12 protein-coding genes are annotated in these 16,472 nt (G+C 45.6%); 4 read left to right on the top strand and 8 right to left on the bottom strand.

Annotated elements, in window-relative coordinates:
* The coding region (locus tag QT987_RS23635) for a hypothetical protein (RefSeq protein WP_333245076.1) at positions 1–195 on the top strand (195 nt) is incomplete at its 5' end.
* Positions 196–217: 22 nt separating this feature from the next.
* On the opposite strand, the gene QT987_RS23630 is transcribed toward QT987_RS23635, so the two are convergent.
* Both QT987_RS23630 and gloA2 read right to left on the bottom strand, forming a co-directional pair.
* On the bottom strand, positions 218–1,510 hold the full coding sequence (locus tag QT987_RS23630; RefSeq protein WP_333245073.1) for an endonuclease/exonuclease/phosphatase family protein: 1,293 nt from the start codon (positions 1,508–1,510) through the stop codon (positions 218–220).
* Between the two features lie 138 nt (positions 1,511–1,648).
* Complete coding sequence (gene gloA2 / locus QT987_RS23625) at positions 1,649–2,152, bottom strand: SMU1112c/YaeR family gloxylase I-like metalloprotein (RefSeq protein WP_333245070.1); 504 nt, start codon at positions 2,150–2,152, stop codon at positions 1,649–1,651.
* Positions 2,153–2,332: 180 nt separating this feature from the next.
* On the opposite strand from gloA2, the gene ilvC reads away from it, so the two are divergent.
* Positions 2,333–3,382, top strand: a complete 1,050-nt coding sequence (gene ilvC, locus QT987_RS23620; RefSeq protein ID WP_333057309.1) for a ketol-acid reductoisomerase — start codon at positions 2,333–2,335, stop codon at positions 3,380–3,382.
* 1,115 nt (positions 3,383–4,497) lie between these two features.
* Here ilvC and QT987_RS23615 read toward each other — a convergent pair.
* From QT987_RS23615 to QT987_RS23590, 6 genes are all read right to left on the bottom strand, one after another.
* Positions 4,498–6,156, bottom strand: a complete 1,659-nt coding sequence (locus tag QT987_RS23615; RefSeq protein WP_333245067.1) for an alpha/beta hydrolase — start codon at positions 6,154–6,156, stop codon at positions 4,498–4,500.
* 15 nt (positions 6,157–6,171) lie between these two features.
* Positions 6,172–6,303, bottom strand: coding sequence for a hypothetical protein (locus tag QT987_RS23610; RefSeq protein ID WP_333245065.1), 132 nt, complete (start codon positions 6,301–6,303; stop codon positions 6,172–6,174).
* Positions 6,304–6,658: 355 nt separating this feature from the next.
* Positions 6,659–8,665, bottom strand: coding sequence for a cation:proton antiporter domain-containing protein (locus tag QT987_RS23605; RefSeq protein ID WP_333245062.1), 2,007 nt, complete (start codon positions 8,663–8,665; stop codon positions 6,659–6,661).
* A 569-nt stretch (positions 8,666–9,234) separates the two neighbouring features.
* Positions 9,235–11,991, bottom strand: coding sequence for an NHL repeat-containing protein (locus tag QT987_RS23600; RefSeq protein ID WP_333245058.1), 2,757 nt, complete (start codon positions 11,989–11,991; stop codon positions 9,235–9,237).
* A gap of 450 nt (positions 11,992–12,441) precedes the next feature.
* Positions 12,442–13,839 carry an amidase gene (locus QT987_RS23595; RefSeq protein WP_333245055.1) on the bottom strand — a complete coding sequence of 466 codons (1,398 nt, stop codon included), beginning with the start codon at positions 13,837–13,839 and terminating at the stop codon, positions 12,442–12,444.
* A gap of 283 nt (positions 13,840–14,122) precedes the next feature.
* Positions 14,123–14,386 (bottom strand): hypothetical protein, encoded by a 264-nt coding sequence (locus QT987_RS23590; protein WP_333057315.1) that lies wholly within the window; start codon positions 14,384–14,386, stop codon positions 14,123–14,125.
* Here QT987_RS23590 and QT987_RS23585 point away from each other — a divergent pair.
* Both QT987_RS23585 and QT987_RS23580 read left to right on the top strand, forming a co-directional pair.
* Positions 14,385–15,419: a type IV pilus twitching motility protein PilT gene (locus QT987_RS23585; protein ID WP_333245052.1), complete on the top strand. Its 1,035-nt coding sequence runs from the start codon at positions 14,385–14,387 to the stop codon at positions 15,417–15,419. The two genes, QT987_RS23590 and QT987_RS23585, sit on opposite strands and share 2 nt — an antisense overlap.
* Before the next feature lie 68 nt (positions 15,420–15,487).
* On the top strand, positions 15,488–16,288 hold the full coding sequence (locus tag QT987_RS23580) for a circadian clock KaiB family protein (RefSeq protein WP_333245049.1): 801 nt from the start codon (positions 15,488–15,490) through the stop codon (positions 16,286–16,288).
* Positions 16,289–16,472: the final 184 nt, after the last annotated feature.

The raw sequence follows: 16,472 nt of genomic DNA, 5'->3' as shown, positions 1-16,472 counted from the left end.
AAGAACAGGCTTTCCGGCCTGTGCCACAAAAATTTAGTTTTATTGTGGGAAGAACAGGCTTTCCGGCCTGTGCCACAAAAATTTAGTTTTATTGTGGGAAGAACAGGCTTTCCGGCCTGTGCCACACAAATTCAGTTTTATTGTGGAACGGGCATCTTGCCCGTTCCTAAAAATAATGAAAGATCCAATTTCTAATCAGTCACTGCTTTAACTTCCTTCAAATGACCAAATCTGTAATTAACGGCAAATGATCCGAACCGACATTGCGGCCAGTACGAATCTTTAAAACACCAATTTCTTTGCTGACTAGAAAGTGATCGATCGGAATATAAGCCAGCGGCATAAAAGTCGGCCAAGTCGGTAAAATGCCAAAGCCCGATCGCGCATTTCGCAAATTTCCGGTTTTTACCATATTTTTGTAGAATGGCGACCACATTGTGGTATTTAAATCCCCAACCACAATCAGCGGATTTTTTACTTGGGCTGCATACTCGCCGATGCCTGCTAGCTGTTTATTGCGATCGATAAAACTCTCCTGTTTGACTGGCACAGTCGGATGAGCAAGAATCAGAGAAATGATTTTACCTTGAAATTTAACATCCGCCGACAAGCTCTTTCTTCGATTTGAAAAGGCTTTAACAAAAGAATTTTCTAAAGGCAGCTTGCTGTATATTGCACTGCCAAATCTCTCAGATTCTTGCTGGGTAGAAGAGTAAGGAAAAATCTCGCTTAAAACCGATAACTGTTTTGCCCAAGATGAGTTGACTTCTACAAAAACCGCGATATCCGGTTGTTCTGCTTTAACCAGCGATATCACCTCAGAATATTGCCGATTACCCCTTAAAACATTTGAATGCAAAATCCGCAAGTTGTGTCCGGGAGTTGCTCCTGCAAAGGCGGGGGCTGGAAAGTACCAAGGAACAATTTCCGCCAAATTAATGATAATGCAAAATGCGCTCACCAGCCACCATATTTTTTTTGAGCGCACGAGAGCGAAGAATATAAAAGTATAGAAACCAACCAGCAGATATTGTAGTTTAAAATGAGAACTCAATTCAAAAACAATGTTGAATTCTCCCAAATAACCGACTATTGACAATACGGCATTTACAGTTGCGGCGATAATAAACCCTTTTAAAATTACGTGCTTCAAGCTAAGGATTTTGTAGTTGCTGCTGTGCATCACCGCCCATTTGAGCTTGATTTTAAGGTCGTTGGTAATCGGCAATTTATCAATTTCTGTTACCAGTTGTTCTGGCTGTTCCAACAGTCGCCGCTTTTGATAAAATCTCACCAGCAAGCTATCTACCACAAAATAACTAAAATAATTGGCAACAAATCCTACAAATACCAACACACATAAACCGACCAGGATACCAAAGGAACCGCCGACTTTAACCAAACCCGACCAAACGGCTGCGTTACCTGTTTTACCTGTAGCTAATATGGCTATAAATAGCATTAAAGCAGGCAATCCTACCGTGATTGTGTTTCTAATGATAGAGTCCATTATACAATTTTAGATTTTAGATTTTAGATTTTAGATTTTAGATTTTAGATTTTAGATTGGGGATGAATGATGCAGTTTGTATAGTCAGCACTACGGGCTGGTTGACTTAATAACGGCTTGACAAAATATATAAACTCCTTAATCTTCATAAATTTCTAACGGTAAGTTGTCGGGATCTCGGAAAAATGTAAACCGTTTTTCTGTAATCTGGTCAAGGCGAATTTCTTCTACTTCTACTTGTTGAGATTTTAAGTAAGCAACTGATGCTTCTATGTCCTCAACTGCAAAAGCTAAATGTCTCAAACCGCAAGCTTCAGGATTGTTAACTCTTTCAGGAGGATGCGGAAATGAGAACAGCTCAATGGTGTCCCCGTTTCCGACTCGCAAATCTAGTTTGTAAGAATTCCTCTGGGTTCGGAAAGTTTCTTTGATAATTGAACATCCCAATACTTCTACATAAAAATTTTTCGATGCTTCGTAATCCGAGCAAATAATCGCCACATGATGTATTGCTTTTATTTTCATCTTAAAAAAGTTAGTTAGTTGCGTTTTTCTGAGATGTTGCACCATTCTCAATAAGCTTTTTAGGAACAGGCAAGATGCCTGTTCCACAACAAAATTCACTCTTTGTGGAACAGGCATCTTGCCTGTTCTTGAGAATGGTGCAAGATGTGAGGTTTTTTCAAATGCACAGCACGCTATTGACAATTATATTTGACTCGGCGACAAACCCTGCTAAATTCAGCGCGATCTCGCTAAAATTTCCCCCGCTCAAATCTTAATTAAAAAAATTATGTAAAAAAAGTACCCTACTTTGATAAAATGAGAGTTTTGCAGTCAATCACCCAATTTGCATCTCAGGAGACAAGGATTATGGCCCGTATGTATTACGACACCGACGCGAACCTAGACCTCTTAGCCAACAAAACGATTGCTATCATCGGCTACGGTTCCCAAGGACACGCCCACGCGCTTAACCTCAAAGACAGTGGCATGAATGTCGTTGTCGGTTTGTATCCCGGTAGCAAATCTGCCGCCAAAGCAACCGACGCGGGTTTAACAGTTCACCCGGTAGACAAAGCAGCCGCCGCTGCTGACTTCATCATGATTTTATTGCCCGATGAAGTTCAAAAAACTATTTACAAAGAACAAATCGAACCGAACCTTTCTGAAGGAAATGTTTTAGCATTTGCTCACGGTTTTAACATTCACTTCGGCCAAGTTGTTCCCCCTGCCAATGTAGACGTAGTAATGGTTGCCCCCAAAGGCCCCGGACACTTGGTGCGACGGACTTACGAACAAGGGGAAGGTGTTCCGAGTTTGTTTGCAGTATATCAAGATGCTTCCGGTCAAGCGCGCGATCGGGCAATGGCCTATGCTAAAGGTATCGGCGGCACCAGAGCCGGCATCCTGGAAACCACTTTCCGCGAAGAAACAGAAACGGATCTTTTTGGCGAACAAGTAGTTTTGTGCGGCGGTTTGAGCGCCTTAATTAAAGCTGGATTTGAAACTTTAGTTGACGCCGGATATCAACCGGAATTAGCTTATTTTGAATGTTTGCACGAAGTTAAACTTATCGTTGACTTAGTAGTAGAAGGAGGCCTCGCCAAAATGCGCGACAGCATCTCCAATACCGCAGAATACGGCGATTTAACTCGCGGCCCCCGCATCGTCACGGATCAAACCCGCGCCGAAATGCGTAAGATTCTCAGCGAAATTCAATCCGGCCAATTTGCCCGCGAATTCGTTCTGGAAAACCAAGCCGGCAAGCCAGGTTTTACCTCCATGCGCCGTCAGGAAGCAGAACATCCTATTGAAGAAGTTGGTAAAGATTTGCGAGCTATGTTTAGCTGGTTGAAAAAGCACGCTTAATCAATTTTAGATTTTAGATTTTAGATTTTAGATGGGAGTACAAATCTAAAACAGTCTGGACGCATAACCTCTATCTGTAGGGTGTGCAATGCACACCTTACCGCTGGGAGGAAAATCTAATACCAATTTAATGTGAAGTTGCACATATCTCGATCCCCCTAAATCCCCCTGATTGTTGGGCGACTTTGATCGAAATCTTTTCCCCCCCTTATTAAGGGGGGCTAGGGGGGATCGGATTCTACAGGGCTTCATAAAAAATTGGTATAAAATCTCAAGTTTAATCGATTTGAGATTGGAGGAAAAATCTAAAATCCCAAATCTAAAATCGTACTGTTGGGTTTCGCTTCGCTTAACCCAACCTACAAGGAAATGGCTAGGTATTGTTAAAGAAACAGGGTTTCTCGTTGGTAGCTCAAAACTATCGACTCGGGCTAGGACTTTTTTGCAGTTTCTCAATATCCTGTTCCCTTTTCTCGTTGAAATCTCTCGGCCTCAACCAATCTGGCCACAACCCGACGAAGAACTTTCGACTGGCCACGCTACTATCTCTTACAGGTTTGGGGAGAAAAGTTAAAGTGTCACCGTAAAGGGTAAACAGGGCTGCCAACAGAATCAATAGTGGGATAAGATTTTTTTTAGGCATCGCAGTTGGGGAGTAGAGTTTGTGAAAGCGCTTGGTTATATTTTGCCCTTGCACGGACAAAAAATATCAGAAACAGCTTAAGAAGAAAATCCACCCTGGGGGCTAAGCTACCGCGCATACAAAAGGAAAGGCTGCTAGTCGTAATCTCGTTTCCGCTGACATCGGAATCATAATTTTCCCAGTGCAGTGGGAGTTTCCCGTGTGGCTCCGCGCTCTCAGGAGCGATCGTCCCGCTCGCACTCAAGTATAATTTCGATGTCACCTTATTTGATATTACTACCAGTCTTAATCATTAGTTATTAGCTCATGACTAATGACTAATGATATTATGTCCCATCGATTGACGGCGATTAAAGGTCGGGGCGGGTTTACAGATTTTCCCGTTTCTATTCAATATCTTGGCGAACCCGCCCCTACAGGAATCATGGTTAATTGACCGGACATGATATGACTAATGACTAATGACTAATAACTACTTATTCCTTTGAATAAAAGTTTGCACGACGGTATTAATTTCCGGGGAAATTTCTGTTACTAGCCGCACCGGGATTGCCGATGTGGAGGCAAATTGCGCGTATTCTGGTGTTAGAAAGACTGCATATTTCTCAGCTTCAGCAGTCAGTTGAGCGGCGGTAGCCAAACTTACAGCTTTAATATAATTGCGTATGCTAACAGCTTGGTCGCCGACAAGTTCATCGCCGGTAATTACTGTGCTCGGCCTGCGAACTTGGTTTAAAGTTGTACTCGGATCTTTGACGCTTAAGTGCGTTCCTCCTACAAAACCAACTAGCCATTTAGGAGAGGGAATTTTTGGAAAGCCGGCAATTTGTTCTGCTAAGGCAGGAGTGGTTTTGTCGGCAGAAGATGCTACTATTAATGTGGGAATCTTAATTTTACTTAAGCCCGTTTCTCCAAATAATAATGATGCGATCGGATTCATGGCGATCGCCCTTTTAATCCTCCCATCCCGCAATTGATACCGTTCTTCGGGCAATCCGGCCGCCGCGCACTGAATGCCTTCGCCTAAGCTGAACCCAATCAAATCCCCCTGACACCTTTGTTTGAGTCCGCTCAATTGCAGTTCGGCGCCGGCCACGGACAAGGCTGTAGCGCCGCCAAAGGAATAGCCAATTATTATCGATCGGTCGATCGCAATTTTCCCCTGCAAGTTATCATCAGTTTGGTTCAATTTTGTCAGTTCGTCGAGTACAAAACTGATGTCTTTGGGACGGTCTAAAAACTCTTGAGGAGCTAGCAACGGACACATCCCCGCCATCGCAGCATTGGTATTCGTCTCGTTGCTGCCGGGATGTTCTAAAGCTGCTACTACATAGCCGTGAGACGCCAAATGCTCGGCTAAGTAGCGCAAATCCGTGCGGACGGAACCCAACCCGTGAGAAAAGACGATCGTCGGTTTGTCGGCTGTCGCAGCTTCCGACCAATACACATCAACTGGAATAAGTCGATTGCGGGTGCTATCGTTCAAATCTAGCGCCCGTACCTGCACGACATTAGGGCCGGGCTGGGTTGGATCGAAAGGCAGCTTAAACGCGGGTTTAACCGCTGCTAACTGCGGTGCGATCGCCGCCATAAAGCGCTGAGTTTGCCAAAAACTTACGTTCATATTTCCCAAAACAGCGAAAGCTCGATCGAGATCCACCACGACCCGCGAACTCGGATAAGATTCAATGAAACTCAATATAGATAAGCCTTCCGGCGCTTTTGCTCCCTGCACCAGAGCGGCTCGCAGCGCTTCCACACCCCCACCGTCGCGCCTGGGTATGACAGTAGTCAAATCCGTCAGGATGCCAGTGCCAATGCCCGTATTTAGCAAGTTGCTCAGGCCGACTACATTGAGGGGAATTTTCGCTTGCAGCGCCCGAAAAATTTTACTCCGCTGTTCGTCAGACAAGAGATTGGCATAAGCTTGCAGTTTGGCGGGGACTTTTCCTGTTTCTGCGAGTTCGCGCAAATCCGCAACCGATATTGACGATTCTAAAATACCTTTGCGGACAACAACCGTTTCTGCAGCTTTTACAGAGGATGTCGCGTCGCTCAAAGGGCCGATCGAAATCGAACCCAAAACACTCGCCACCGAAGAAAACCATCTGAAATTTGGTCTGATGCTCATTTTTACCTTATTGAACTAGAGGGGGTAGATCACCATATTCTCAAAATTTTCCCAGATACCGAGATATTGTTCTAGATGCCGAGAAATTGCCTGCATCGGGGTGCGATCGGCAAAGCCTCTACGCATATTTACTGGCCGATCGCACATTCCGTACCTAAGTGCACTTCTTGTGCGAGTGCTAATGATGATGAGTTGAAGGATTTTTTAATCTGCAGCCCAAAAAATATCAACTTCGCGAGTGAAAAGAGCGATCGAGTGTATTCCCAAACCGCGCCAAGGTGCGGAAATTTTGCTAGCAATTCCGTTGGATTAGGATTAAATATAAGACTTACACAATTGTCACAAATAAAGCTGAAATTTTAGGTATGTAGTTGCCCTTGTGCGCTCTTTCTTAGCTTAGGAAAGAGCGCACAAGGGCAACTACAGCAATCCTAAATGAATTGTGTAATTGTTGTAGGGGCAAACCCCCTGTGGTTGCCCCTACAATAATTACCCCAATGATTTAGGGTTGGTATACAGGAAAATAAACAACAAGCATCGAAATATTTTGGTGAGTCCGGGCGATCGCTTCTGGTTCTTTGAGAGTTCCCGGTTTTTCCCACAAATTCTGGTGAGAAATTGTGGTTAAAATTAGCAAATCGTGTTCTAACAAATTCTGCGAAACTAGCTTGATAAAATTTCCTCGCACCCGATTTACTGGTATCTCAGAAAGAATTTCCACCTCCGCCGCACTTTTGTTGCTTTGTTCCCGTTTTGTCGCCACCAACAACACTTGCAAAGTCGCCTTGAGTTCATCGGCTAAACTCTTAGCAATATCCACTGTTTCCTGAAATCCAAACCGAGTCAACTCGCTGTCAGTTACCGCCAAAAGAACTCTGGCTGTATTCTGGAGAGGATCGGGAAATCGAGCAATCAGTACGGGTACGGGCGATCGCCTGATCACAGTATCAATGATGCTGCCAAAAAAATTGTCGCGAGTTGTGGAAAATCCCTTCCAACCGCAAACTATTAAACTAGCCTCGCGTTCGGTTGCACTCCGCAGGATTCCGCGATCGATCGCATCATCTATCCTCGCGATCGGTTCAACCGCACAAGCAGCCGCATGGGCGACAGTTTCGGCAGCAGTCAAAAGTTGAGTTTGCTGCATTTTCTCTGCGGGCGAAATTGCTTCCCCGCGATCGGACAAAATATGCAGTGGCAACAAAGTTCCCTGAGATGTTTTTGCTAAAATCAAAGCCAAACGCAACAAATTATCTTCCGTATTCGGATTAGCAACAGGCACTAAAACTCGCTCTCCCCATGAATGCTTTCCCGCAGTAGGAACCGGCAAACTCGACCCAGGCGGCTGCATTTCTTGACCCCACCGAGATACAATCCAAGGAGAAGCGACACAAGTTACTAAAATCATGGCAATGATGCCGTTCACCGTTACGCGATCGACCAATTTAATCTCAAAAGCAACCGTAATCGCCGCCAAAGTAGAAGCAGCTTGAGCAACAGAAAGGCCGAACATTACCATAATGTTCGGAAACTCAAAACGAAATAATTTCCCCGGTAGCCAAGCTGCCAAAAACTTGCTCACCACCTCTGCTAAAATCATCACCGCCGCCACCAACAAAGACTGCGGCTGCTTTACCAAAATTAGCGGGTCAATTAACATCCCCACAGAAATCAGAAAAAACGGCACAAACAGCGTATTGCCAATAAACTCAATCCGATTCATCAGGGGACTCATTTTGGGAATAATTTGAGTTATGGCAATTCCCGATAAAAATGCACCAATAATTGCCTCAATTTCAATTAGTTCTGCTGCGTAAGAAACTAGAAATAGGGTTGCTAATACAAATATAAATTCGGCATTTTCGTCATGTCCAAATTTCTTAAAAAACCAGCGACCGATTTTGGGAACGCCCCACAAAGTAGCAAAAGTGTAGATAGCAAGAGATGGAATGAGAAACAGCCAAAATTCGAGAGTGAGATTTCCTTTGTAAGCTTTGACAACAATTGCCAGCACCAACAGTCCCAACACATTCGTAATTAAAGTCCCGCCCAAAGTCGTAGTAATAGTCTGAGTTCGCATCAATCCCAATTTGGTGAGAATTGGCAGCGCTAAAAGCGTGTGCGTAGCAAAACAAGAAGCGACTAAAATTGCAGCCAGCCAGCTATATCCCAACAGCAGCATAGCCCCTGTCCCCAATATCATCGGTAGCGCAAAAGTAGCTAGCCCAAATATGACTGCTTTGTCCGCATTCAGTTTGAGATCGTCAAGGCTAGTTTCCAGTCCCGCTAGGAACATCAAAAACAGCAATCCTACAGTACCTAGCAAAACAATAGTAGCGTCTCGTTGCAGCAAATTGAGACCGTTGGGCCCGACAATTACGCCAGCAATAATTAAACCCACTATTCCCGGTAGTCGCAAGCGCTCAAATACCAGCGGCGCGAGTAGCATGATTGCTAAAAGAACCAGGAAAACGGGAACGGGGGCGGTAATTGGCCCGGAAGTTAACATAAATTTTTTACCCTACATATTGGCAGCGAACTGCTACCAGTTTTAAAAGGAAATAATCAAAATGTCTATCAATCTAAAGAGGTATTATCAATATTTTACAGCGTAATTGGTAATAAGTAGGACTGGGCGGGAGCAACTGGGTTTATTGGTAAAATATGGGTTGGATGACTAGAAATTGGGCGCAGCACGAACTCCGATAAAAAAAACTATATTTTTCAGTCCTGGAAGCACAAGAACCAGGTTAAGAGTCAAAATAACAGGTTGTGAGCGATCGACTTTAACGCCGAAACCTGGTTTTTTATCCTATTTGCGTCCACCACTATTTAGGTATCAAATGCAGCGGGACACAGACATACATCCCAAGATGAACTTTGGCAAACTCGGTCTAATTCAGAAACCCGGTTTCTTAAAAAAACCGGGTTTTTCACCACACCACAACAGACAATTTAAATGGGTTTGTCTTGGACACGAAAAAACCTGGTTTCTACGCAACGTACTTAACCTTACCCTTACGGTAGCTAAGTATGTATTTCTTGTCAAGATTTTTCCATCTAATTTTCAATGATAGGCTAAGCGATCGACACAATACTAGCTCGATCGTAAGGCAATCTGTTTGTCGGCAAAACCTCCAGATTAATTTGCAACCCATCCAAAGCCGGATTTTCGGCTAGCAGCTTTTGCGTCAAACTCTTATTAAGAATTTCCCAGAAATCCGTTTCATTGGGATAATTAGTCAAGAAACTGTCGATGCTTTGGTAAATCGGCACAAAGTCTGGATACTCATCCTGGGTAATTCCTGGTTTGTACTGATATTTGACATCCATATTGAGGTTATTCAAACCTTGGTGATCGATCGAGTAATTAGGAATCTTGAAATCCCATGCTTCGCCTAATTTACCATCTTGAGTGCGAGTAACGGTACTGCTGCGCTCGTAAGGCAATTGGTTCGTCGGTAAAACATCCAAATTAACCGTCACCGACGAAAGTGCCGGATTGTCAGCAAGCACTTTTTCGGTCAGATTCTTGTTGACAATTTCCCAAAAATCTGTTTCGTTCGGGTAGTTAACTAAAAGATTGTCAATGCTCTTGTAAATCGGCACAAAATCAGGATACTCAGAATTTTGAATCCCGTCTTTGTACTTATAATTTACATCAATATTCAGGTTGTTTAACCCTTGATGATTAATGGGGTAATTTGCCAATGTAAAATTCCATTTCTCCGTCAGTTGAGCATCGGACGGAAAGAAAGCAATTCCTATTGGACGCTGTAGCTTGCTGTCGGGAGGGACAAAAATAGAACTGTTACTCGACCCAGGATTTCCCGATATTGGCAGCGGTTCGTCAGTCTTGCCATTATACCGCAAAACAGCGCCGGCACCGTTAGCATTGGCGCGGTTGTCAAAGCCAACTGCAAACAAATTGCCGATCGGCGAAAAAGCCAAACTACCTACATAATTGCTACTGGGCGAAGTATCAGTATAATTGGTAGATAAAACCTTGACCAATTCCCCACTTTTTAAATTGTAGCGCCTGATATCGTTAGCAAAATCGCTGACATAAAGGTCGCCGTCAGCGGGCCCGATTGCCAGTCCCAAAAGACTTGCAAATCCCTGACTCCGAGGCGAAGGATCGGGCGAAGCAAAGATACTTGACTGCCGGGTTTGCGGGTTGTAACGCAGCACCTGACTGGGGAAACCTGCGCTAAAATCTGGTTGACCGTTGGTCGCCACACTCCCCTGCGTTGTCACGTACAAATTGCCGTCAGGAGCAAACAGTAAACCGTTCGGGCCATTCAATCCTCCCGCTTGCTGATTTCCCGAAGCAAATACATCAATAAACTGTCCTGTTTTGCCGTTATATCGGAGAATTTGGTCACTCAAAAAACTGCTGACATAAAAATTACCGTCAGGGCCAAAAGCTAAACCATAAGGGCGAAACAATCCCCCAGTTTCATCGGCCGCCGTGTTCGGATTATCGCCGACAAACTTGTCAATAAATGCGCCAGTAATTCCGTCATACCGCAATACCGCAGATGCTGTCGGTTCTCCCGAATTTCCGGGCTTGTCGCCGCTAGTAACGTAAATGTCCGACTGATCATCGCCATTGCCATCTGGCCCAAAAACGATCGTATCTGGATTGGACAAACCGCCACTTCCCGGTGGAATAAATTCGCCTAGAAAATTGCCGGTATTGCCGTCAAACCGAAGTACATTATTTCCCCGGCTATTGCCAACTAGGAAAGTTCCTTGAGGATTGCTGGGTTGAGTGCGAGTAACTTTGCTGGTGCGGTTGTAGGGCAAGGTTTGGCTTGGCAGAACGTTGAAGTCTATCTTAATTGCCGCCAAGGCAGGATTTTCGTTGAGGATATTTTGAGTCAAGTTTTTATTGACAACTTCCCAAAAATCTGTTTCGTTCGGATATGTGGTTAAAAAGTTATCAATGCTATTGTAGATTGGCACAAAATCGGGATATTCATTGGGAGCGATTTCCGGTTTGTACTGGTAATCTATATCGAGATTGAGCTTGTTCAATCCTTGGTGATTGATTGCGTAGTCTTTGACTGAAAAATTCCAATCTTCTGTGATTTTGCCCGATTGACTGCGGAAAACTGTACTGGCGCGATCGTAGGGCAATACCTCCGTTGGCAAAACTTCCAGTTGAATCGTAACATCTGTCAGTACCGGATTTTCAGTAAGCACCTTTTCCGTCAAATTTTTGTTGAGAATTTCCCAAAAATCTGTTTCGTTCGGGTAGTTAACTAGGAAATTATCAATGCTTTGGTAAATGGGCACAAAATCTGGATATTCGTTTGGGGTAATTCCCGGTTTTAACCCGTAACCAACTTTAAGGTTGAGGGTGTTTAAACCTTGGTGATCGATGGTGTAATTTTTAAAATTGAAAGCCCAGTTTTCATCAGGAAATAGGGAAGAAGTTTGGGATAGGGAGAGTTCACCAACAGGTAAAGCCATCCCTGTCAGTTCGTCTATCTCACCTTGAGTGGAGGTAGCGGTCGGGGATTTTAGACTACTATCAAATTTAAGATTGTCGCTTCCTGACGATGGGAGACCGAAGTCGGTGGATGGCCCAAAAAGGCCGTTAGCGAAGCCCTCGTAGAGGATCGCACTACCAGTCGCAGCCGCCGCCCCATCGCGTTTTTCAGTCAAATCGTAGCTGGTATCAAATAAAATATTGGTATCGCCTACGGCAATTGTCCCGATCTGATTTAAGCGATCGAACTTACTGAATAAGTCTAGTATTTCCGCTGAAACACCCGCAACATTTCCCGGAATCGGATTTTCTGGAAACCCTCCTGCTGTGTTAAACATAAGCTATTTTTTTAGATACACCCGCCATCGGGAATTAATTTGAAAAAATTATACCCTTTTTTCCAAACAAGTCAAGTACCTTAAGAAGTATTTTATATTTCCTTGCCACAATTAAACCTGAAATTTGTCCCCTTTCTCAATCCTCTCGTTTCCCGTGCATCGGTATTGTTCAAATGTCAAACAGTCAATCGATTTTAGATTTTAGATTTTAGATTTTAGATTTTAGAATTGAAGCATTGACTTGCGCGAGATCAATTCGGGGGCTGCTTTATCGGATAGAGGTTTTTTATTTCTGGACGGATGAATCACGTGGCGGGTATCCTGGATGCGAGGGGGTCAACAGTCAATAGAAATTTCTGCCAAAAACCGGATTTGCTAGTTCCCCGCGCACAAATCCTGATTTGGCATACCCCTAAAAAAGGGAAACGTGCTTTTATCCCTTGCTCTTTTCTATTTAAAATCTAAAACCGGGAAAGGTTTCGCCGCTTCCATCTGCGCCGCTAAAGTAATTAAAGTTGCTTCGGCCGCGGGCCGCCCGATAATTTGAATTCCCACGGGCAAACCGTTGTTATCTAAAATAGCAGGCAGTGCGATCGCAGGCAAACCGCTAGCATTAAACGGCGGACAAGGAGCTACCCAATTAATAATGCGCTGCAAAGTTTCTTCAAAACTCAAATCTGCCCACTCCCCAACCCGGATTGGCGAGTGCATATAAGTTGGCAAAACTAACACATCAAATTTTTCAAAGAATCCCACAATCCGCCGTGAAATCACCTGCATTTGATTCACCGCCCGCAAATATTCCCCAGCCGAAATAGTTCTTTCTAACAGCCAGCGATTCATGGGTTCCAAAGCAGGGCCGGGAATGCCACTTGCCGCGGCCCCAGACTGCCAAATTGCGATAAACGGTTCGATTAAACCCGTAAAATCCGGGCATCCAGGTTCGACATCATGACCCAAATCTGTCAATAATTTTACTGTTTCGAGTACCGCTTGCTGACAGATAGGCGCAGCCTCGCCCACAGGGGAAATACTGGTAGAAAACGCAATTCGCAGCTTGCCCTGCTGTTGACGGGAAGCCTCTAAAAACGTCGGATTTGAATCGGGTAGCCAGTACGGATCGCCTGTTGTGTAGCCTGACATCACATCCAAAAGTGCGGCGGCGTCAGCTACAGTGCGCGCCAGTGGGCCGTTGGCCGAAATGCCGCTGAGGTAATCTCCGACAGGTGCCCAGGAAACTCGCCCCCGCGACGGTTTAATGCCCACTAAACCGCAGCAGGAAGCCGGCCCTCGAATCGAACCGCCGCCGTCTGAACCTTGGGCGATCGCACACAAACCCGCTGCTACAGCCGCCGCTGAGCCTCCGCTGGAACCTCCGGGTGTATAGTCTAAATTCCAGGGATTGCGCGCGGGTGGGAAACCTTCTGGTTCGGTGTAAGGTAATGAGCCTATTTGAGAGGTTGCTGTTTTCCCCAGAATGTTAAATCCCGCTGCTTTAATCCGCCATACTACTGACTCGTCGTAGGCAGAGATGTTACCCAGCAAAGCCTGAGTGCCGTAGGTACACGGAACGCCGGTAACGGGTGTCAAGTCTTTAATGGCGATCGGCACTCCGAAAAAAGGTGGCAATTCCTGTGGCTTGTTTAACCCAGCTAGTTGTTCGGTTTGAGATTTAGCTAGGGCGATCGCCCGATCGGCCGTTACAGTAAAATAACTGCCCAGCTCAGGGTTTAATCGCTCAATGCGTTCCAAGTACAGATTGACAATTTCTAAAGGCGACACTTCCAGCGTGCGGATCGACTCCGCCAACTCCAAAGCTGGAGTAAAAGCCCGATCGACAGAATTCATCCGTTTAAGTCCTTAATAGTTGGGCAAAGTATAATTTAATACTGTTGAGTTGCGGCAAACTCTTTTCCTTAAAAAATTTATCCAAAAAAGTCAAAAATCCATATTTGATCATATATCGAGAGTGAGGGCATCCTCCAATTGGCAGAATGGTTCCTTAGTAGTGCAGCACTACGACCCCCTCTTGGGATAGACTGAGAACAACAGTTAAGCTTTTGTGCAAGACGCGCACAATGGCGATCGGCATTGTTCAACTCCCACAAATCATCTGTTCGAGTCAGCCTTCTCACCAACTTAAGGTAGCGCATATGACACAACAGCATCCGCCCGCTCCTCGCCCGCCCGTACCCGGAGCCCCCCCACCACCCGGAATGCCCCGCCCTCCTGCTCCCGGAATGCCCCCCAGAGCAGCAGGAATGCCACCAGCACCGCCACCGGCACCAGCACCAGCAGCGCCACCGGCACCAGCACCAGCCTCGCAATCCTTCGCCACACCTAAAAGCCAGAGTTCTAGCAGCGGCGGATCTCCGACTTTGAAAGAGCTAGTCATGCGAGCCAAAGAAGAAGGAGTATCCGACCTTCACCTCGGAGTAAACGAAGTTCCCCGCTTCCGCACGCGGGGCGAGATTGCCGACATCGGCTATCCACCGACGGATTTAGATACGTTTTTTGGCTGGTTGCGGGAGTGCATGAGCGATGAAGAAATTGAAATTTTCCAAAAAACCCTAGACTTTGACGGCGCTTTCGACTTCGGGTTCGTCCGCATTCGGATCAGTTGCATGGACTCCTTGGCCGGCCCGGCAATGGTGCTGCGGCTAATTCCTGCCAAAATCTTGACAATGGAGGAATTGAAACTGCCGGAGGTATTTAGGAAAATATGTGGCTACCACAAAGGGCTGATTTTGGTGACAGGGCCGACAGGTTCGGGTAAGTCTACCACCTTGGCCGCGATGATCGACTACATCAATAAGAATAAAGCCTACAACATCATCACGATCGAAGACCCGGTAGAATTCGTACACGAAAGCAAAAAATCCTTGATTAAGCACCGGGAAGTCGGCAGGCACACCCTCAAGTTTATGAGCGCTCTCAAAGGCGCTCTGCGACAAGACCCCGATATGCTGCTAGTAGGAGAAATTCGGGACAGAGAGACGGTGGAAATCGCCCTCAAAGCCTCTCAAACCGGTCACTTAGTTGCAGGAACCCTGCACACCAACAGTGCGGTTAAAACCCTGAACCGGATTCTTGATATGTTCGGGGCGGAAGAACAGGAGGCCATACGGGTTTCCATTTCCGAATCCCTAGTGGCGATTATTGCTCAACTGCTGTGCAAAACCACAGACGGAAAGCGGGCTGCTTTCCACGACGTTATGATCAATACCGACGTGGTTAAGGAATACATTCTGAAGGGCCAGAATGAGGAAATTAATCAAATCATGATCAAAGATACTTATGAAGGCATGACGACGATGAATAAGTCGCTCTACGGTCTTTATCAAGAAGGTCGGATTACTGAAGAACTTTGTGTAGAGAACTCGCCGTTCCCGAACGAAATGGCTCAGATGCTCCGAGGTCGAGTCTAAAGGTCGAGTGTTAACAGTTAGCAGTTAAAAGTTAACTGTTAACTGTTAACTTTTATTGGTGTACTGAATTGAAAGTCGATCGCCCTATTTTGCCAGAAATTTTCAAAGGCATTGCGCTGTTTACACCAGGGGGAGACTTAATCTATTGCATAGACCCCCGCAAGCAAACTCGGTGGCATTTGCAGTTGTGCGTAGCTCTACAGGAGATCCTCGGTTTGTCGGAACCGCCGCATTTTCTGATACCTTGCTACACGGCAACCGTTGACTCCTGGCTCGATCCAGGCGATCGGCAGGTGCGGGTTGCTGCCGAGGCCTACCCCCCTGTGCTGCGACATCAAACGCTGCTGAACGCCATTTTTGGGACTGGCGACTTAGTGTGGCATCCCCGGAGCGAAGAAATGTGCGAACCGATGGCGATTGCTACTTATCACGAACAATTCCCCGAACTTTGGGAAAATCACGACTTAGTTGTACAGTATGCCAGCCCCGAAGCTCGATCGGACTGGAGCAATTCCATAGTAACTCCCTTGGGCTTTCCGCAAGCGCAGCAGACTCGGCTTCCCAAACCAACAGCACTCACCCCACCGCCACAAACTCAAGGGTACGTTTTGCGTCTGTTTGTTTCCGGCAGCAACCCCAGCACCGAACGCACCCTCGAAACTTTACACCAGTTCTTAGAGCAATGCCTCGATCGTCCCTACACTTTAAAAGTAATTGATGTTTTGAAACATCCAGACCAAGCTGAGGCAGATCAGATTTCAGCAACTCCTACTTTGATTAAAATCTGGCCGAAACCGGTGCGCCGAATTGTCGGCGAATTGAACGATGATGAAAAAATAGTGCGGCTGCTGAGCTATTCGGAATTTTAGATTGGGGCGAAGATTTTTGCGATTATTTAATACGGGCGATCGCGGTTTTAGTAGCGATGGAATTCACAACATTTAGTCATTCATTCCTGGACGCAAAAAGTGGTTTTGCTTTCTACTTAGGAGCGCGAATTAAATAACTTACAATTTTAATTGTTATTGTGGGATGGGCGTCCCGCCCGTCCTT

Source organism: Microcoleus sp. SVA1B4, from assembly GCF_036700545.1.
Classification (GTDB): Bacteria; Cyanobacteriota; Cyanobacteriia; order Cyanobacteriales; family Microcoleaceae; genus Microcoleus.
The sequence above is the reverse complement of the archived record's forward strand: the minus strand, read 5'-3'. Positions and strand labels throughout refer to the sequence as shown.

Coding starts and splice junctions, on each gene's coding strand:
- QT987_RS23630 (WP_333245073.1), bottom strand. CDS start 1,510: ATGGACTCTATCATTAGAAACACAATCACGGTAGGATTGCCTGCTTTA.
- gloA2 (WP_333245070.1), bottom strand. CDS start 2,152: ATGCCTGTTCCACAAAGAGTGAATTTTGTTGTGGAACAGGCATCTTGC.
- ilvC (WP_333057309.1), top strand. CDS start 2,333: ATGAGAGTTTTGCAGTCAATCACCCAATTTGCATCTCAGGAGACAAGG.
- QT987_RS23615 (WP_333245067.1), bottom strand. CDS start 6,156: ATGAGCATCAGACCAAATTTCAGATGGTTTTCTTCGGTGGCGAGTGTT.
- QT987_RS23610 (WP_333245065.1), bottom strand. CDS start 6,303: ATGTGCGATCGGCCAGTAAATATGCGTAGAGGCTTTGCCGATCGCACC.
- QT987_RS23605 (WP_333245062.1), bottom strand. CDS start 8,665: ATGTTAACTTCCGGGCCAATTACCGCCCCCGTTCCCGTTTTCCTGGTT.
- QT987_RS23600 (WP_333245058.1), bottom strand. CDS start 11,991: ATGTTTAACACAGCAGGAGGGTTTCCAGAAAATCCGATTCCGGGAAAT.
- QT987_RS23595 (WP_333245055.1), bottom strand. CDS start 13,839: ATGAATTCTGTCGATCGGGCTTTTACTCCAGCTTTGGAGTTGGCGGAG.
- QT987_RS23585 (WP_333245052.1), top strand. CDS start 14,385: ATGCGAGCCAAAGAAGAAGGAGTATCCGACCTTCACCTCGGAGTAAAC.
- QT987_RS23590 (WP_333057315.1), bottom strand. CDS start 14,386: ATGACTAGCTCTTTCAAAGTCGGAGATCCGCCGCTGCTAGAACTCTGG.